Here is a 17,722-nt window from a genome sequence, read left to right as displayed (position 1 = left end):
ATTATGAACGAACAGACCAAGACTGAAATTGAAGCAGCTGCTTTTCGGCAACTGGTTGCGCATCTCGATAAGCGCAAAGACGCACAAAACATAGACCTGATGAATTTAGCTGGTTTCTGCCGAAACTGTTTATCAAAGTGGTATAAAGCCGCTGCCGAAGAACGCGGCATAGAGATGGACTACGAACAAGCCAGAGAAGCCATCTACGGCGAACCTTACTCCGAGTGGAAGCAAAAGCATCAGCTAGAAGCGACGCCCGAGCAACTCGCCGCTTTCGCGCAGAAGGACTCCCAAAAATAGAAAACGCGAAGCACTAAACGCATATCAATTAACTCAACTGTAGCGGTTTATTCAATCCAGGCACGCTGCAGTTGATTCATATCCACTTCTAAGATCGTTGCATAGGTATCATCCTGTACAGGATAAGACTTAACAACCCGAGCCCCTCTGACAAATCCAGCCACGGCTGCTTTAAACGAATCCTTCTGCACAACCATATCCTGCACTGTCGTTGTACCAAAAATATACTGCCCGTGCACCACACCAACCAGCTCTTGGTAAGCTCTGAGTTTAGACGCGCGCATGGCCATAATCACTTTTTGCTGACGCGTATCACCGGGCTGCAAACTAATCGGTGCATACCCTGTAGCCTGCACCCACGCAGGCGCGGGCGCACTGTGTTTTACAAATGACGGGGTTGGCAGTTTATCCACCATTTCAGCAGCGGTTATCCTGACGGTTTCACAGCCAGCCAACATAACCACCCACATTATTAACAAAAGCCTCATTTAAGCTCCCTCATAGGACCCGTACCGTTTTCAATGATATAACCATTGCTGAGCGCCTTAACAGGATCAAATCCCGGCAATGCTCCTTCTAAGCGTTTATTAGAGATATGCGTCTGCGCAGAAGCCAGCACTTGACGAGTCGTGGTATCCAGCACCCTGGCATTAATAACAATACCATCAGGATGGTGCGCATACGTTCCGGTCAGCACAAAGTAGATCTTGTACCGTTGCCGTAAAGCAGAAATATTTTGTTTTGAGACAGGAGATTTTTCCGTCGTTGCCAAACTAACCGCACGGTAATCCACAAGATTATATCCACGTTGCTGCAAAGGAAAAATAAAACTTTCAGACAAGCGATCACCCAACAACGGATCTGGCACACTATTACGTAACGACGAAAACGGCAAAACCGCAATAGGGAAGCGCTTTACCCGGTTCTGATTTAAGCCGTTTACCAGTTGAATAGCCATCTGCTCTACCGCCTCACTCACCGGATCAATCTCTACATCCATATCTGATACGGTATTATAAGGCACAGGTTCGGCATGAGCCATATTGCGTGCTTCAGCCAAGATAGCCCTACTGGCCTGTGGGCTAATAATATTGACCGGAACCGGTTGGCGATAACTACAACCCATTAAGCTCAACAGCAGGATTAACCCAATATTTTTTATCATAACCGCCAGTTCGCACTCCGTTCACATCACCTCTTTCACACTTTTTAGCGTAACAAGGCAGACATGATTTGCATGTAGGACCTAAATTGCATACCTTTTCGTCTCTTACTCTTATATCGGTCAGGTTGCTCACATGTTGAGACATTTTCAATATTATTTATTTTGTCTGGCGTTATTGCTATGCACTTTCCATGCATCCGCGACAACAACCGTCGAAGCCATAGGGCAAGCCCTCATCTATAACAACGACCTGGGCAAAGCACGCGAGCAAGCGATTACAGACGCTAAACAACAGGCATCGTTACAAGCAGCTGCTTTTATCAGCAGCACGCAGCAACTCGAAGATGGAATTCTTGAAATTGATAACATGCGCATTTCAACCATGAGCGCATTAACTAATATCGAGATCATTGAAGAGAAACTCGTTGGAAATAAACTTCACGTCCGCATTAGAGCAGATATAGATGCCCAAACCACATGCGCTAACGGCAATACCGGCAACAGCTTTCGAAAAACTGTTGCCATTGCCGCATTTCCACTGGAGCATCAGGACCAAGCAAATCTGGGCAGTTTAAGAAATATCGAATCCGGTATTGCTTCATTACTCAAAAAACGCCTGAGTGCTAACGATGGCATCACCGCTTTAAATGCAGGTCACTTATCGCTTTATACGCAACTAGGCACCGCAACAACCCGCCAACTGGATAATGGCGCCCTCACCACAATGATGGCGCATACACAGCAACTAGACAGTCAATTTATCATATCAGGCATTATCAGAGATCTATCTATGCAAGATCCTGCTGCTATTAACGAGAAAAACTGGTTAATTGACACCTACAATCAGCTCGATTTCAAAAGCAGCAAGCACCTAAGACACTTCAGTCTGGAACTTTTCATTCATGACGGCTTCAGCGGTACGTTATTAGAGCAGAAAAATTACGAAACACAGGGTCGCTGGAATCACAAACTCACCGAAAAAATCGGCTTTGCCACACCTGCTTTTTTTACGAGTGAATATGGCAAAAATGTCCAGAAATTACTCGATGATATTAGCGCAGATGTAGTCCAGTCTTTACGCTGCCTGCCATTTTCAGCCAGGATCACGCGCACTGAAGATAATAACTTATGGATCAATGCAGGCAAAGAAAGCGGACTCAAGCGCGGCGACAAACTCACAGTCTATCGTAAGACCATGTTTTACAACCAGACAAACCTACCAACGACTGAGCTTATTAACACCCGTCTGACAATGATTGTGGACGAAATTCAACCGACAGTCGTTAAAGGCCATATCAACGGCCTGACATCACAGCATAATATCCAGCAAGATGACATTGTGATGTTCTGGTAATGGTTTACTTCGCCCGGCTCCGCTCTATAATCGGCATCTTTATTGTTATATACGAAAGGGCCACCCATGCAAACCGAGTTGTTCAACCAGTTAGAAGCCAAAATTGAAAGCATGATCGATGAAGTCGAACTGTTACGAATGGAAATTAATGAACTACGTGAAGCCAAACAAAAATTAGAAGATGGTCAGCAGGTCTGGCAGGAAAACCTGCAGCATCTTCTGAATAAATTCGATTCAGTCGACGCTGCCGAGTAACGCACTCTAACAGGGGCTCAACCTCTTATTTTTGAGTCCCTCGAATATTAATTTCAACGCGACGATTTAATCCACGTCCTGACGCTGTCGCATTATCAGCGACAGGATAGCGCTCGCCATACCCTTGCGTGCTGATACGCAAGCCACTGACACCTTTACTGGACAGATAATTAGCAACACTGGCCGCACGCTGCTCAGAAAGCTGCTGATTATGCTCAAACGAACCGCTACTGTCCGTAAAACCATTAACACTCAAAGCTGTTTTATCGAATTTATTCAGCACCGTTGATACGGAATCCAGCACCGGATAAAAACCGCCCGATATTTGATATGAATTTGTCTGGAAAGTAACATTCCCAGGCATAATCAAACGAATATCATCACCTATACGTTCGACACCAACACCGGTACCTTGCAGCTGTTGACGTAATAAATTTTCCTGCTGATCCATGTAATTACCAATACCACCCCCAGCCGCACCACCCACTAAAGCACCAATCACAGCACCCTGGGTTTTATCACCCTTACCAGAAACGGCCGAACCCAACAAAGCACCTGCAAGAACACCGACGCCCGCACCAATAGTCGACTTACTTGTCTGCTGCTCCCCCGTATATGGATCCATGGTTGTACAGCCCGCAAGGACACTGGACGCTAATAATGCAACGACTAATTTTTTCATAAATATCTCTCTTATGTGCTAAACACACATTAATGATTAATTCACTATAACTGAATAGCGCTGAATATCGGATTACTTAAAATTTATACAATAGCAAAACAACTACCTGATTGATAAATTCAGATTTATTCCAAATAACCAGCTATCTAACAAGAATTCATTATCAGCTCCCAACAACCTAAATTACAGTGAACTGGTGTTATTCAACTGACTCGCCCACGCTGAAATACAAATTATCCTGACATTACATCAGATTCCATCTAGTCACAGATCAGCAGTACCGCTAGAATACAAGATTTATAACACCTATCCAGTATAGTTGCATCCGAGGAGTTTTAATTGTCACATCTACCTCTCATAGTCGGTTTTGGTGGAATCAATCCCGCAGGTCGCAGCTCCTTTCATCACGCCTATCGTCGTCTTATCTTCGAAAAGCTGGATCACCAAGACCAGCAAAACACGCTGCTGGGATTAGCCACATTAACCGGTTTAGCGACCTACAAGGACGGTCATTATTTCAATAAGGAGGGTGATAAGCTTTCTCTGGAAAATTTATTAACTGGCATCAAAGATCAACTACTTAGCTCTACATTAATTCGCCGCATTGAAGCGGACTGCTTTGACGTCAATCAAGTCACCTTCAATAAAGCAGCCACATTAAAAAGTACTGAAAAAGAGCCTATTCGCTTCACTTTACGTAAGCGCCATCTACCGAACATTATTCCCGATAATTGGTCCGTCACACCGGGGAGTGGTCAGGAAGTAGAGATTACGATCATAGGAAATTTCACAACAATAATACCTGACTTTAAAACAGCACAAGTACAATCTGCAGGCCAACTACCTTCAGGATTTTCACCCGGAAAACTGTACCCATCAAGAAGCCATCCGCGTAACTTACAGATGACTGTTTACAGCGCTTCTGATGCACTGTTATCAACAGGTATTCCTTTTGACGATATTTTAAACCGTATATCCCCTGATCAGGTTGCTGTCTATGCCAGCAATTCGATTGGACAACTGGATGATTTTGGATTTGGCGGACTCACTAAATATCCGTCCATCGGCAAACGTACCAGCTCCAAACAGATGCCTTTAGGCTATGCGCAGATGCCAGCCGACTTTGTTAACGCTTACATTCTGGGCAATGTTGGCGCAACAGGCGGCGCACTGGGTGCCTGCGCAACTTTTCTGTATAACCTGCGCAGCGGTGTTCAGGATATCCGCTCAGGACGCCGCAAAGTCGTTCTGGTCGGCGGCAGTGATGCACCGGTCACACCGGAAGTCATTGAAGGCTTTCGGGCGATGGGAGCATTAGCTGAAGATAAAGACCTGCAAGCACTGGATAAACTAACGGAACTGACGGATGCAGATTATCGCAAAGCCTGCCGTCCTTTTGGCAATAATTGCGGATTTACCATTAGCGAAGCCAGTCAGTTTATCGTGCTGATGAGTGATGATCTGGCCATGGAGCTCGGCGCAGAAGTATACGGTGCCGTCCCTGATGTCTTTGTTAACGCAGACGGTCACAAAAAATCTATTGCAGCGCCGGGTATCGGCAACTACATCACGCTAGGCAAAGCGGCATCACTAATTAAAAGCATGCTGGGGGAAGAGTCATTAAAACAACGCTCTTATGTTCAGGCACATGGCACCAGCACCCCACAGAACCGTGTCACTGAATCACATGTCATTAATGAAATAGCTAAAGCCTTTGACATTAAATCCTGGCCAGTGGCGGCCATCAAATGCTACATAGGACATTCTCAGGGCACAGCCGGAGGCGACCAACTTATCGCATCACTCGGCACTTGGGCCTATGGCTATATTCCCGGAATACAGACAACTGACGAGATTGCTTCGGACGTCCATCAATCCAACTTGTTGTTTTCTCAGCAGCACTTAGACGTTGGCGTAGAAGGCATGGACAGCGTTATATTGAACTCAAAAGGTTTTGGCGGTAATAACGCCAGCGCACCAATGCTGGCGCCTCATATTGTTCGAAAAATGCTATTGACCAAGCATGGCCAGCAAAAAATGACCGAGTGGGAAGAGAAAAAAGTAGTACCCCTTGCTCGCGCCTTGGAATACGACCAGCAGACGACACTAGGGCTGACTAAACCCATTTACCATTATGATCATAATGTACTGGTTGGTTATGACCTGGAAATAACAGAAAATAGCATCAGACTTCCGGGTTATGAAAATAAGATAGACTTAACCTCTGGAAATCCCTTCAGTGATTACACAGCTAAGTAATAATACAATTTTGAGACAATACTTATGATCAACAGACTCGCAGTGGCACTCACCATTCTGGCAACATCACTGCTTAGTGGGTGCTTTTCAGCTAGCGCTCTGGTACCCGAGGAGAAAGACAGTAGTTTTTATCTCCTGGATACTAAATCCGGCAGTCTATGTAACGGTATGACGCGCATGTGTATCAGTTTAAGTATTATCGCCAGTCAGAATGGTTCGCTAGCGCCGGTCGAGACAGCTTATAAGCAGAGAATAACAGGCCCGAATTACCCTCTTAGCCTGATGCTTATACTGATGAAACCGAACGATAACAGCTATCGCGCGACTAAAATTGGCACAACCGGCAATGTTTACAGTTTGCCTAAAAATGATAAAACCAATCTTACGTGGCAAACCCTGAACGAAATACATAACAGTACTTATAACTAACAACGCTAAATTACCACATTGAAAACACAGAGTGAAAAGAAGAGCGCTGAAAAAAACGCTTTGGTCGTATTAGTTCAGCGACAATAGCTGCTCAACATTAGCGCTCGTCAGCGTCGCTATCGTCTCAATGGGCTCCACTCTTAATTGGGCTAACTCTTTCAGCACATCTGCCACGTAGGCTGGTTGATTAGGCTCGCCCCGACGCCCATACAAAGGCATATCCGGTGCATCAGTTTCCAAGACAATAGACTCCAGCGGAAGCTCGGCCGCCAACGCTCTGATCCTATGTGACCCCGGATATGTTAAAGTCCCGCCGAAGCCTAACTTAAAACCCATTTTTATATAGATATTTGCCTGCTGCGCACTACCATTGAAGGCATGCACAATACCCCCCTGCTCAAATTGCAAATCACGTAGTGTTTTCAACATCACGTCATGTGCTTTACGCACATGAAGTAACACCGGCAACTGGTGCTGCTTAGCAATTTTCAATTGAGCTTTTAACAAGGCAATCTGAGCGGCACTATCGTGATCAGGGATATAGAAATCCAGGCCGATCTCACCAATAGCACAGACTGGATATTGAGCAACCCAATCGGCTAGTATCTGCAAATCGTCTGCTTGATGCTCCGGCATAAAGCAGGGATGCAGACCTAACGAAAAGTAAACATTAGCAAACGCCGACGCCGTATCAACAACACGCTGAAAGTCCTTAGCAGCCACACCAGGCACAATAATACGGCCTACTCCAGCCTGTAGAGCTGCGACTACCCGTTGCGGGCGAACCCCGTCAAACACTGGAAAATCAAGATGACAGTGACTATCTATAATCTGCCAATCTGCCATCTTAATACCCCCTCTCTAAAATCAAGAATCCAGAGCCTGGCCCTTAGTGCTCGCGTGTTGCGCGGAACTGCACATCCGGCCAGCGTTCAATAGTCAGGCTAAGGTTAACCCGCGTAGGGGCTAAATAAGTAAGCAAGCCGCCGCCATCCAGCGCCAGGTTTTCGTAACCCTTTTTACGCAGCTCTTCTACCATTTTATTATCGTTGCACTCAACCCAACGTGCTGTTTGAACCGATACAGGCTCATACTTACAATCCACTTTATACTCATCTTTCAAGCGGAACATAACCACTTCAAACTGCAGCTGACCAACAGCACCCAACACCAGATCATTATTCTTAAGCGGCTGAAATAGTTGCACCGCTCCCTCTTCCGCTAACTGCTGCAAACCTTTTTGCAACTGCTTTATCTTAAGCGGATCCAGTGATCTGACACGCTGAAACATCTCTGGCGCAAAGTGGGGGATACCCGTAAATTTGAGATTTTCACCCTCCGTAAAGGTATCGCCAATCTGAATCGTACCGTGGTTATGCAAACCAATAATATCGCCGGACCACGCCTCTTCTACGTTCTCACGATCTCCAGCCAGAAAAGTCACCGCATCCGCAATTCTGACATCTTTATTAATACGCGTATGCTTCATTTTCATACCACGCGTGTAGCTACCGGAACAGATGCGCATAAACGCAATACGGTCACGATGTTTAGGATCCATATTGGCCTGAATTTTGAAAACAAACCCAGAAAACGGCTCTTCATCAGCAGACACTTCACGCGTGGTCGTTGCGCGCGCAATCGGTGGCGGAGCCCACTCAACGAAGTCATTCAGCATCTCACGAACGCCAAAGTTAGCCAGCGCCGTACCGAAAAACACCGGTGTCTGCTTACCGGCAAGAAAGGCTTCTCTATCAAATATATGACTGGCACCACGGACTAATTCAATTTCTTCTACATAGCTATCGTAGTCATCTTCAAACAGCGCCCGCGCCTCGTCTGAGTATAAACCCTGAATCCGCACATCATCAGACAACACCGCATTCTGTCCTGGTTTGAACACATGAATAGTATCGGTATAAAGGTTATATACACCTTTAAAAAAAGTACTCATGCCAATCGGCCAGTTAATCGGCGCGGCCTGAATTTTCAGAACCTCTTCAATCTCATCCAGCAACTCAATCGGATCACGAATATCGCGGTCCATTTTGTTCACAAAAGAAAAGATTGGCGTGTCACGCAACCGACAAACATCCATCAATTTAATGGTGCGGTCTTCCACACCCTTAGCACCATCAACAATCATCAAGGCACTGTCGACGGCCGTCAGCGTGCGATAAGTATCTTCAGAGAAGTCTTCATGCCCCGGAGTATCAAGAAGATTAACTACACGGTCGTTCCAGTGAAACTGCATCACCGAAGATGTTATTGAGATACCGCGATCCTGCTCCATCGTCATCCAGTCGGAGGTCGCGTGACGATCACTCTTTTTACCCTTAACCGTACCTGCTTTCTGAATCAGGTTACCTAAGAGCAACAGCTTTTCGGTGATCGTGGTTTTACCCGCATCAGGGTGGGAGATGATAGCAAAAGTCCTGCGTTTAGAGACTTCTTGCGCAATAGCAGCGTTCGACATGAGATAGAATCTTCTGAGTTATGCATAGGGTGCCTGCTACCGACGGTACATTACCAACAGAAAGCGCAAACCTGCATGTGTTAAATAGGATTGATGACTATTTTCGCTGATCTGGGGTACAGAAACAATCTAAGCTTAACGCTTTCGTCAGCTTAACGTGTTAAGCCAGCTATACAGCCAGCCAACCGCACACACCTTTATACAAAACAACCAGTGCCGATGCGCTGGATATCACCAGTAACGCAGACTTAGCAGAAGAGGTGTTAATACGACTGTCCCACACATGAGCGCAGCCAAATCCGATAAATACACCCGGCAACATTTTAAGACTAAGCATCACATCGCTCAGAGCAACACTTCCCTGTACAGCCAGGAAGAAGATCGAGATGGGCGTACCTATCAGAAAGAAAACGGCCAACTCATTGCGGGCAGTGATTCTATTTTCTTCTTGGTAGACTAATGCAATAGGCGGCCCGCCGACTGAGGTAACGGTACCAACAAGGCCCGAAAAAAAACCGCCAATACATAAGTTAACAGGCGTTATCGTCACTTTACAGGTGCGCAAGGAAACCCCCACAGCTACCAGCAACATACTGCCAAACAGCAAACTCAGCATATAGGCCGGCACTGCAACTAATAACATTGCCCCGCACAAGGAACCTGGAAAACGCGCAATAATCGCCGGCAAAACGCGCCGCCAACTCACCTTATTCTGCGAATTCAATACCAGCAAAAACGAAAGGAAAAAACCAAGAATTAAAATAGGTGCCGGTATATAGGCAGGATCTATCAGATAAAGCAGAGGCGCTGCCAGCAAACCGAAGCCAATACCAACCCAGGTTTGCAAAATAACGCCACTGGTAACGATCAATAGCGCTAGCAACTCATAAGCCGAGTAGCTCATTTAACTATTTTCCATGCTATTAATCAGACTATCGATAACACGACCAATAATACCATTCTACCTTCCACCAGCACCCATCCGGGAACGCTCTGTATTCTCTACAAGAATCCCTTCACCGATATGGTTTATCTCCGCCCACAGTGTTTCATCAATTTCGATACCGTGATCTACACTGTATTCCTTATTTTTTTCGACCTGCAACGCACTGACATAGCGCGCATTAGTGTTGCCTTTGGACTGTTGTAAAGAGGCCGTCAGGTCAACACGAGAGCTGCAGATAATCGTCAATGCTTGCTTTTCTCCCACGGTGGACGCCAAATTAGTGGTTGCCTCACTATAACTCGGGTAGCGGGCACCTGCTTTAATAGCCACCGTATGTTCAGTTACAACCTGTGAGCCATTTTGCCAATAAGCTGCAGCACTGATACCGCGCCGCCCACAATCAGTCAGCGCTTTAAGTACAAACATACGATTATGGCAGTTATGTACTGTCACTGTTGCGATGCCACACTCCAACGCTTTGGCATGAGCAAGGTCGACAGAAGCCGCGATACAGTTCAGCGCACTACGGCCATTGCTATCAATAATAGCCGATGTGCTATCTTCGTATATCATGATGCTTAGTGGCTTTTCTTTGTCTTCTTTGATGTAAGAGATCGCTCTTTTTAACTCACCTAAGCCATTGAGTCCGTGTTTTTCCAGCCACAAAATCATATTGGCGGCGTCTTCATAATTACCGACAAAATAACCACTCGCTTCAAAACAGCGGCGCAGAGCAGCTTTCAGTTCTATCATTGATACATGCATAGCGTTCTCCTACTGTTGCGGGGTTACTGATTCTGGCTTTGGTGATAAAGGCATAAACCAGTCGTCATTAAAGGTTTTACCGATATCTTCCAATAACGGAGCACCCTGAAACATGGTATTACGTACCCATAAACGCGACCTTGGATCAAATTTACCGACACCAAAAAAGGCTAATTTGGCACGTAGCAAGTGCATGGGCAGCACATTTTTATCGAGCAGGTTGGCCTGAATATCACCATAGACACATTTACTCATGGTCTGAATGCGGCGCACTATACCTCTCAACTTTGGACGAGCCACCATAAAGCGAGCGGTCGTATGTTCTGGATAAGCGGCAACATATTCACATAACTGGTCATAGCATTTACGCACGGCATAACCCACACCGAGTGCCATCTGTTTTTTCCTGCCCTCTTCCAGCTCACAACCACCCAAGCGCGGTTCCATTTTTTCTTCTGAGCGATACCAGAATATTTCGCGGGCGCCCTCCGCCGTAAAGTCGATCGCCAGCGCCCAGTCATAACGCTGTTCTATCATCTCTTTTAATTGCTGTACCGGCATCAGCGGATCAAGGTCTAAGAACTCTTCTGCTGTATGATAATCTTCAAGATCATCCACCAACTCAGGGTACAGCTCTAACATCATGGAGATCAGCATCTCCTGACCTTGTAACGAGCAGTACTTCTCGCTCCAGCTCAATAATTCATTCCAATCATTAAAAGAAACGGCCACACGCTCTTTAAGCGCATCCATATCGTTAAGGACTTGCTTATTATTACGCGTTTGCCACTCATCTTCCGTTACCGTTTCAGCGGTATGCACACAGCAGCGCTGAATCAACGCTTCCAGCTGCTGGCAGATATGCGCATCAATCCCCCCCAACACCCTAATACGTGCCAATGCCAATTCACGCATCTCCACCCATTGATTAATCAAGATAGGATGATTAATCAGATACGGCGCCATTCCCAAACCCGTTGAATTACCGATACCAAAGAAACGTTTAATCTTGGGCTGCATAGGCCTAAAAGAATCCGGTGCCTGATGCTTTGCAATATGCTCTACCTGTAACAGGCTGAAATTGCGCAACATTAAACACGAAAACATCTCAGCAGCAAAAGGGCGTGCGAAGTCAGGGTAACGAGTCGAGACCTTTTCCCAGTCCGCCATGCCCAACTTACCACTGCCGTAAACAGCAGTGGTTCGATACAGATAACCTACTTGTGCAATTTTGGCGACATCCGGCTGCTCACCTTTGGCTAACTGATTAACGACATAATCAAAATTGCGCGCACTACGATTAGCACGTGATAAAACGAACACACGTGAGTCAACCCGCCCGGCTTCCTGCTTAGGAACATTTTGACGTAATTTTTCAAGATATATAGTGTCAACCTGACCGTCCACCAACGCCATGGTGAGATCCCACTGCGTCGCAATGACACGATCATTGCGGTCTTCCGGGGCCAGATAACTGGAAAATAAAACGAAACTAAACAACCCATGAGGGGCTTTAACTTCGTATACCAGCGTGCCGTAACCCTGTGCATCAAGTTCAAAACGTGCCGGCGCAATCTGCCAGCGTTCACGCATAATACGACGCACTAAAGTGCGCATAAAACTTAATCGGCTCTGATGCATTGCCCCTAACCGCTCCAGATTCATAACCTGGTTAATCGGCCGTAATGGCAATGCGTTATCACCCCTTAGGGCTGCGTTAATGGCTGCTGGCGATATCATTATTTTTATCCTCGTTTGTTGGCTCACATCTGGTTTTCGTCACTCCGCCATCAACCGGCAACTCATCATCTGCCAAACAGGCAATAATACTCAAATCAAAAGGTTATATCATGCGATAAGCAATACTTATCAAATCACCATAAACCGTTATTTTTCCTATAACCACGTCATATTTTTCGCGTGATCTTTCTTATAAAATAGTCTGCTGATACGTGCCCCTATCACTTTTTAGTTTGTTCAAGGATAAAATCAACCAGCGCCTGAGCCGGTGGCGTCAGGGACTTGTTGTTCAATTTTACAATACCGATCCGCCGCGTCACTTCTGGTGCTTCCAGAGGTACAAATTGCAGCGTGGTACTTTCTTTAGGAAAAGCATACCAGGGCAATGTTGTAATCCCGAAACCTGCCTCCAGCATCGCGATTAACGAGATCATGTTGGACACATAAAACTGAGAATGTCCCAGCAGCGGGTGTGCTTCGGTATCTTCTAATAACCGAGAGGTTCCATTGCTAATCAACCGATGCTGCCGCAGATCCTTCCAATGCACTCCCTGTTTATCTGCCAACGGATGACCCTTAGGACACACCACACCAATACGATCCTCCCAGATAGGCGTAAATGCTTTATCGCTATGATCCTGCTCGTGAAGCAGATGACAAATACCAAAATCAACTTGCTGATTTTCTACCATTTTCAACACAGCATCAGAATTATCATCATAAAAACTCACATGCAGAGAGGGTAAATTCGCAATAAATTTCAATAAGATATCGGGCAGAACACGGCTCGCAATAGAAGGCACGGAGGCAAGCCGCAAGTGTCCGGTTTTATGCTCGGACAACAGCATCATATCTTCTGCGATACGGTCATGATGCGCGATCAGCTCTTTGGCTTTGGGCAAAAAATAGTTTCCAAAAGGTGTGAGCTCGGTCTTAGTTGTTCTTGCATTGCGCTTTTCAAATAGCCCTTCGCCGAGTTTATTTTCAAGATCACGGATAGATAACGAAATAGCAGGCTGGGTACGATGAGCTTTCTCTGCAGCGGCATGAAACCCTTTTAATTCAGATACCCAAACAAAGTGGCGTAGCTGAGTCACTTTTAATTCTGGAAGCATGATAAGGAAACCTTATTGTTAGATATTATTTATTAATTTTTATTATTACAGCACAAGTTTTATGATCATTCCAACTACATTCCGGAGGTCAACATGTCTGATTCAGTATTCAAAAATTACATCGCAGGTGAGTGGGTAGAAGGCAACAAGGGTAACCTGGCTAACATCAGCCCAGCCGATACCAGCGACGTAATCGGTCACTATGCTCAAGCGGATAAAGCTCAGACTGAAGCAGCTATCACAGCCGCTGCTGTTGGCCAGGCCGAATGGGCTAAGAGCGGTTTAGAACGACGTTATTCTGTTCTTATGGCGATTGGCGACGAGCTGGTTGCACGTAAAGATGAGCTTGGCGAACTGCTCGCTCGCGAAGAAGGTAAAACGCTGGCAGAAGGTGTTGGCGAAACTTACCGCTCAGGTCAGTTCTTCCATTACTACGCCGCTGAAGTGCTGCGCCAAATGGGCGAAACTGCTGATTCCGTTCGTCCGGGTGTTGAGATTGAAACCCGTCGTGAGCCAGTAGGCGTCGTGGGTGTTATTACTCCATGGAACTTCCCGACAGCCACCGGCGCCTGGAAAATTGCGCCAGCCTTAGCGTTTGGTAACGCTGTGGTTTTCAAACCAGCGAATCAGGTTCCGGCAAGTGCCTGGGCGCTAACTGAAATCATCTCTCGCCAAGGATTACCAGCAGGTACATTCAACCTGGTTATGGGTCCTGGTGCTGAAGTCGGTGACGTGCTCATCAACTCTCGTGGTATCAACGCACTAACCTTTACCGGTTCTCTTGAAACGGGCCGTAAAGTTGCCATGGCTACCGCGGCTAACCTGGTGAAATGTCAGCTTGAAATGGGCAGCAAAAACGCACTGGTCGTTTTGGATGATGCGGACCTTGATAATGCGGTCGAATGCGCTGTCGGTGGTGCTTACGGCGGTACAGGCCAGAAATGTACAGCCTCTTCGCGTTTAATCGTCACGGAAGGCATCCATGATCGTTTCGTTGCTGCCGTGATTGAGCGTATGAAAAAACTGGTGGTGGGTCATCCATTAAAAGCCGGTGTACACATCGGTGCAGTCGCTGATGCGCGCCAGATGGAACAGAACCTTGGCTATTTAGATTCCGCTAAAAATGAAGGTGGTACGCTGGTTTATGGTGGTGAAGTACTGACGGAAGAAACCGAAGGCTACTACATGCAGCCAGCACTGTTCACCAATACTACCAATGCTATGACGATCAACCGTGAAGAAGCCTTTGCTCCTATCGCTTGTGTGATCAAAGTTAAAGATTACGCAGAAGCGCTGGCGACGCTGAACGATACCAACTTTGGTCTGACCGGTGGTATCTGTACAGCATCGCTGAAATACGCCACTGACTTCAAACGCAATGCCAAAACAGGCTGCGTGATGGTTAACCTGCCGACAGCGGGTACTGATTACCACGTGCCATTCGGTGGACGTAAAGACTCCAGCTTTGGACCGCGTGAACAGGGCACCTATGCGAAAGAGTTTTATACCGTTGTAAAAACGACTTACATCCGCGCCTGACAGGAGCAGACCCATGAATAATGCACTGCATAATGATCTGATTGTGATTGACGGTCTGCAGTATTCGAACTGGAACCGTAAAATCTTCGAGCAGCTACACGAAGGTGGTGTAACGATGGTGCATGCCACCATCGTTTACCACGAGCAAATTCGTGAAACACTGCTGCGGATTTCGGAATGGAACCGGCTTTTCGAGCAAAATAGCGACCTGATTATGCCGGTTAAAAGTGCGTCGGATATACGCCACGCTAAACAACTCGGCAAAGTGGGCATCATGTTTGGTGCGCAGAACTGCTCTCCGATTGAAGATGATATCGGCATGATTGAGGTGATGCGCGAGCTGAACCTGATGATTATGCAGCTTACCTATAACAACCAAAGCCTACTGGCCTGCGGTTGCTACGAAGCTGAAGATAGCGGTGTGACTCGATTTGGCCGCCAGGCGATTAAAGAGATGAATCGCGTCGGTATGGTTATCGATATGAGCCATAGTGCAGAACGCAGTACGCTGGAAGCCATTGAGATTTCACAGCGTCCGATTGTGATTTCACATGCAAATCCTACCAGCTTCCACGAAGCCAAACGCAACAAGTCCGATACAGTACTCAGAGCACTCGGTGAATCCGGCGGCTTACTGGGCTTCAGCCTGTACCCTTTCCATCTGAAAAATGGCCCGGACTGCACGCTAAATGAGTTTTGCGACATGGTCACCAGCACCGCAGAACTAATGGGGATCGATCATATCGGTATTGGAACTGATCTTTGTCAGGAACAACCCTTATCGATTCTTGAATGGATGCGCAACGGCCGCTGGTCAAAAGATATGGATTACGGCGAAGGATCTAAAGCCAACGCCAACTGGCCTCGGCCATTGTCCTGGTTCAAGGATAGCCGAGACTTCCCAAACATTACCAATGGACTGTTAGCGCGTGGTTTTAGCCCGGACGATGTGGCCAAAGTCATGGGTCTGAACTGGCTTAACTTTCTGGATGATGCACTTAAGCCACTAAATGTAGGCGTTTGATAATAAGGAGAGCAATAGCGACTCCTTGTATCAATAAATGACCTGATCAACTAATAACTATAAGAGATCCATCAGGAGACTCACATGAGTAAAACAACTCAGGCTTCTCTGGCGACTGACGCGCCAGATAATAGCCAAGGCACATGGCTGGCAGGTGTAGATATACCTGTATTCCTTATCAGTGGCGGCACGATAGTGCTGTTTGCAATATTGGCACTCTATGACATCGACATGATGTCTGGCTGGGTCAATAGCGCATTTGCCACATCCACTAAGTATTTCGGAGCCTATTGGCAAGTACTCTTATTGCTGACATTTGTCATTGGTATTATTCTGGCGATCGGACGCACTGGTGCGGTTGTTCTCGGCGGTTTAAAAGCCCCTGAAATGTCAACCTTCCAGTGGATATCCATCATCATGTGTACGCTACTTGCGGGTGGCGGTGTATTTTGGGCAGCAGCTGAGCCTATGGCTCACTTTACCTCTCCACCACCGTTATTCGGTGGTGAAACAGGCACAGCGGAAGCGGCCTACAATGCATTAGCGCAAAGCTTTATGCACTGGGGCTTTCTTGCCTGGGCGATTCTCGGTAGCCTGACAGCCATTGTTTACATGTACCTGCATTATGAAAAAGGATTGCCGCTCAAGCCGCGCACCTTGCTGTATCCAGTCTTTGGTGATCGCGTTATGAAAGGCCCTTTTGGTGCCATTGTTGACTCCTGCTGTGTTTTAGCAGTGGTGGCTGGTACCGTTGGCCCGATCGGTTTTCTTGGGCTGCAAGTCAGCTTTGGACTGGAAAAACTTTTTGGCATTCCTAACACCTACACTACTCAGATCATCATTCTACTCGGGCTGATCGCCATCTATACACTGTCTGCGGTTAGTGGGGTGACCCGTGGTATACAAATATTGAGCCGCGCTAATGTGGTTCTCGCCGTTGCTCTGATGGCGTTTATACTGATTTTTGGTCCAACCGCCTTTATCATTGATAGTTACCTGCACTCTTTTGGCATCTACCTGGATAAATTCATCCCAATGGCAACCTTTCGTGCCAGCCCAGGCTGGTTAGACTGGTGGACTGTGTTTTTCTGGGGCTGGTTTCTGGGTTACGGCCCACTGATGGCGATGTTCGTTGCACGTATTTCCCGTGGCCGCACTATCCGTCAAATGATACTTATGATCTCAATCGTGGCACCCGTTATCACCTGCTTCTGGTTTACGATTGTGGGTGGTAGTGGCCTGGCCTTTGAACTGGCGAACCCCGGCGTGATTTCTGAACCCTTCACAGGATTCAATTTACCGGCGGCCCTGCTGGCGATTACTGAACAGCTACCGATGGGCTTCTTTATCTCAGTACTGTTTCTGATCCTGACCACTATCTTTGTTGCCACCACCGGAGACTCCATGACATATGCCGTCTCCATGGTAATGACAGGAACGGATCATCCGAAAAGCTCTGTACGTGTCTTCTGGGGCGTCATGATGGGTGTCGTTGCTGCACTTCTGATCTCCATCGGATCAGGCGGTATTTCAGCGCTGCAATCATTCATTGTTGTCACGGCCGTACCCGTATCGCTGGTATTGCTACCTTCATTGTGGACTGCACCGCAGATCGCGAAAAAAATGGCGGATGAGCAAGGTCTCTAATGTCTTAAATTATTCAAAAGGAGCCT

17 protein-coding genes are annotated in these 17,722 nt (G+C 46.8%); 8 read left to right on the top strand and 9 right to left on the bottom strand.

Features of this window, described 5'->3' with window-relative positions; translation table 11 throughout:
- The first annotated feature begins 3 nt into the window (after nt 1-3).
- Nucleotides 4-300, top strand: coding sequence for a DUF1244 domain-containing protein (locus Nant_RS17625; protein WP_054343284.1), 297 nt, complete (start codon nt 4-6; stop codon nt 298-300).
- A 47-nt stretch (nt 301-347) separates the two neighbouring features.
- Here the strand turns inward: Nant_RS17625 and Nant_RS17620 are convergent, their stop codons facing one another.
- Both Nant_RS17620 and Nant_RS17615 read right to left on the bottom strand, forming a co-directional pair.
- Complete coding sequence (locus Nant_RS17620; RefSeq protein ID WP_054342942.1) at nt 348-788, bottom strand: LPP20 family lipoprotein; 441 nt, start codon at nt 786-788, stop codon at nt 348-350.
- Nucleotides 785-1,465, bottom strand: a complete 681-nt coding sequence (locus tag Nant_RS17615; RefSeq protein ID WP_162224955.1) for a FlgO family outer membrane protein — start codon at nt 1,463-1,465, stop codon at nt 785-787. Before Nant_RS17615 ends, Nant_RS17620 begins: the two co-directional genes overlap by 4 nt.
- 133 nt (nt 1,466-1,598) lie before the next feature.
- Between Nant_RS17615 and Nant_RS17610 the strand changes: the two genes are divergently transcribed.
- Together Nant_RS17610 and zapB are read left to right on the top strand one after the other, a co-directional pair.
- On the top strand, nt 1,599-2,819 hold the full coding sequence (locus Nant_RS17610; protein WP_054342941.1) for a flagellar assembly protein T N-terminal domain-containing protein: 1,221 nt from the start codon (nt 1,599-1,601) through the stop codon (nt 2,817-2,819).
- A gap of 66 nt (nt 2,820-2,885) precedes the next feature.
- Nucleotides 2,886-3,074: a cell division protein ZapB gene (gene zapB / locus Nant_RS17605; RefSeq protein ID WP_054342940.1), complete on the top strand. Its 189-nt coding sequence runs from the start codon at nt 2,886-2,888 to the stop codon at nt 3,072-3,074.
- Nucleotides 3,075-3,099: 25 nt separating this feature from the next.
- Here zapB and Nant_RS17600 read toward each other — a convergent pair whose 3' ends face one another.
- A complete protein-coding gene (locus tag Nant_RS17600) occupies nt 3,100-3,756 on the bottom strand; it encodes a YiaD family glycine zipper/OmpA-like lipoprotein (protein WP_054342939.1) in 657 nt (218 codons plus the stop codon).
- Between the two features lie 339 nt (nt 3,757-4,095).
- Between Nant_RS17600 and Nant_RS17595 the strand changes: the two genes are divergently transcribed.
- Nucleotides 4,096-6,015 (top strand): beta-ketoacyl synthase, encoded by a 1,920-nt coding sequence (locus tag Nant_RS17595; RefSeq protein ID WP_054342938.1) that lies wholly within the window; start codon nt 4,096-4,098, stop codon nt 6,013-6,015.
- A gap of 24 nt (nt 6,016-6,039) precedes the next feature.
- On the top strand, nt 6,040-6,444 hold the full coding sequence (locus Nant_RS17590; RefSeq protein WP_054342937.1) for a hypothetical protein: 405 nt from the start codon (nt 6,040-6,042) through the stop codon (nt 6,442-6,444).
- A gap of 69 nt (nt 6,445-6,513) precedes the next feature.
- Here the strand turns inward: Nant_RS17590 and Nant_RS17585 are convergent, their stop codons facing one another.
- The 6 genes from Nant_RS17585 to Nant_RS17560 form a co-directional block, all read right to left on the bottom strand.
- Nucleotides 6,514-7,290, bottom strand: coding sequence for a TatD family hydrolase (locus tag Nant_RS17585; RefSeq protein WP_054342936.1), 777 nt, complete (start codon nt 7,288-7,290; stop codon nt 6,514-6,516).
- Nucleotides 7,291-7,333: 43 nt separating this feature from the next.
- Nucleotides 7,334-8,920, bottom strand: coding sequence for a peptide chain release factor 3 (locus Nant_RS17580; RefSeq protein ID WP_054342935.1), 1,587 nt, complete (start codon nt 8,918-8,920; stop codon nt 7,334-7,336).
- 169 nt (nt 8,921-9,089) lie between these two features.
- On the bottom strand, nt 9,090-9,824 hold the full coding sequence (locus Nant_RS17575; protein WP_054342934.1) for a sulfite exporter TauE/SafE family protein: 735 nt from the start codon (nt 9,822-9,824) through the stop codon (nt 9,090-9,092).
- 57 nt (nt 9,825-9,881) lie between these two features.
- On the bottom strand, nt 9,882-10,631 hold the full coding sequence (locus Nant_RS17570) for a DUF3726 domain-containing protein (protein WP_054342933.1): 750 nt from the start codon (nt 10,629-10,631) through the stop codon (nt 9,882-9,884).
- A gap of 9 nt (nt 10,632-10,640) precedes the next feature.
- A complete protein-coding gene (locus tag Nant_RS17565) occupies nt 10,641-12,371 on the bottom strand; it encodes a hypothetical protein (RefSeq protein WP_054342932.1) in 1,731 nt (576 codons plus the stop codon).
- Nucleotides 12,372-12,592: 221 nt separating this feature from the next.
- A complete protein-coding gene (locus tag Nant_RS17560; RefSeq protein WP_054342931.1) occupies nt 12,593-13,486 on the bottom strand; it encodes a LysR family transcriptional regulator in 894 nt (297 codons plus the stop codon).
- A gap of 93 nt (nt 13,487-13,579) precedes the next feature.
- Here Nant_RS17560 and Nant_RS17555 point away from each other — a divergent pair, with 93 nt between their 5' ends.
- From Nant_RS17555 to Nant_RS17545, 3 genes are all read left to right on the top strand, one after another.
- Nucleotides 13,580-15,025, top strand: a complete 1,446-nt coding sequence (locus Nant_RS17555) for an aldehyde dehydrogenase family protein (protein WP_054342930.1) — start codon at nt 13,580-13,582, stop codon at nt 15,023-15,025.
- 13 nt (nt 15,026-15,038) lie between these two features.
- A complete protein-coding gene (locus Nant_RS17550) occupies nt 15,039-16,049 on the top strand; it encodes a membrane dipeptidase (protein WP_179078899.1) in 1,011 nt (336 codons plus the stop codon).
- A gap of 84 nt (nt 16,050-16,133) precedes the next feature.
- Nucleotides 16,134-17,696, top strand: coding sequence for a BCCT family transporter (locus Nant_RS17545; RefSeq protein ID WP_054342929.1), 1,563 nt, complete (start codon nt 16,134-16,136; stop codon nt 17,694-17,696).
- Nucleotides 17,697-17,722: the final 26 nt, after the last annotated feature.

It is taken from the genome of Neptunomonas antarctica, from assembly GCF_001305295.1.
GTDB lineage: Bacteria > Pseudomonadota > Gammaproteobacteria > Pseudomonadales > Balneatricaceae > Neptunomonas > Neptunomonas antarctica.
Note: the sequence above shows the minus strand (reverse complement) of the source record. Positions and strands in the feature narration are given on the sequence as shown.

What these genes read in the sequence shown, in the direction of transcription:
- zapB (WP_054342940.1), top strand. Translation starts at nt 2,886, where the DNA reads ATGCAAACCGAGTTGTTCAACCAGTTAGAAGCCAAAATTGAAAGCATG.
- Nant_RS17620 (WP_054342942.1), bottom strand. Translation starts at nt 788, where the DNA reads ATGAGGCTTTTGTTAATAATGTGGGTGGTTATGTTGGCTGGCTGTGAA.
- Nant_RS17610 (WP_054342941.1), top strand. Translation starts at nt 1,599, where the DNA reads ATGTTGAGACATTTTCAATATTATTTATTTTGTCTGGCGTTATTGCTA.
- Nant_RS17585 (WP_054342936.1), bottom strand. Translation starts at nt 7,290, where the DNA reads ATGGCAGATTGGCAGATTATAGATAGTCACTGTCATCTTGATTTTCCA.
- Nant_RS17600 (WP_054342939.1), bottom strand. Translation starts at nt 3,756, where the DNA reads ATGAAAAAATTAGTCGTTGCATTATTAGCGTCCAGTGTCCTTGCGGGC.
- Nant_RS17590 (WP_054342937.1), top strand. Translation starts at nt 6,040, where the DNA reads ATGATCAACAGACTCGCAGTGGCACTCACCATTCTGGCAACATCACTG.
- Nant_RS17575 (WP_054342934.1), bottom strand. Translation starts at nt 9,824, where the DNA reads ATGAGCTACTCGGCTTATGAGTTGCTAGCGCTATTGATCGTTACCAGT.
- Nant_RS17545 (WP_054342929.1), top strand. Translation starts at nt 16,134, where the DNA reads ATGAGTAAAACAACTCAGGCTTCTCTGGCGACTGACGCGCCAGATAAT.
- Nant_RS17615 (WP_162224955.1), bottom strand. Translation starts at nt 1,465, where the DNA reads ATGATAAAAAATATTGGGTTAATCCTGCTGTTGAGCTTAATGGGTTGT.
- Nant_RS17580 (WP_054342935.1), bottom strand. Translation starts at nt 8,920, where the DNA reads ATGTCGAACGCTGCTATTGCGCAAGAAGTCTCTAAACGCAGGACTTTT.
- Nant_RS17560 (WP_054342931.1), bottom strand. Translation starts at nt 13,486, where the DNA reads ATGCTTCCAGAATTAAAAGTGACTCAGCTACGCCACTTTGTTTGGGTA.
- Nant_RS17625 (WP_054343284.1), top strand. Translation starts at nt 4, where the DNA reads ATGAACGAACAGACCAAGACTGAAATTGAAGCAGCTGCTTTTCGGCAA.
- Nant_RS17570 (WP_054342933.1), bottom strand. Translation starts at nt 10,631, where the DNA reads ATGCATGTATCAATGATAGAACTGAAAGCTGCTCTGCGCCGCTGTTTT.
- Nant_RS17550 (WP_179078899.1), top strand. Translation starts at nt 15,039, where the DNA reads ATGAATAATGCACTGCATAATGATCTGATTGTGATTGACGGTCTGCAG.
- Nant_RS17565 (WP_054342932.1), bottom strand. Translation starts at nt 12,371, where the DNA reads ATGATATCGCCAGCAGCCATTAACGCAGCCCTAAGGGGTGATAACGCA.
- Nant_RS17555 (WP_054342930.1), top strand. Translation starts at nt 13,580, where the DNA reads ATGTCTGATTCAGTATTCAAAAATTACATCGCAGGTGAGTGGGTAGAA.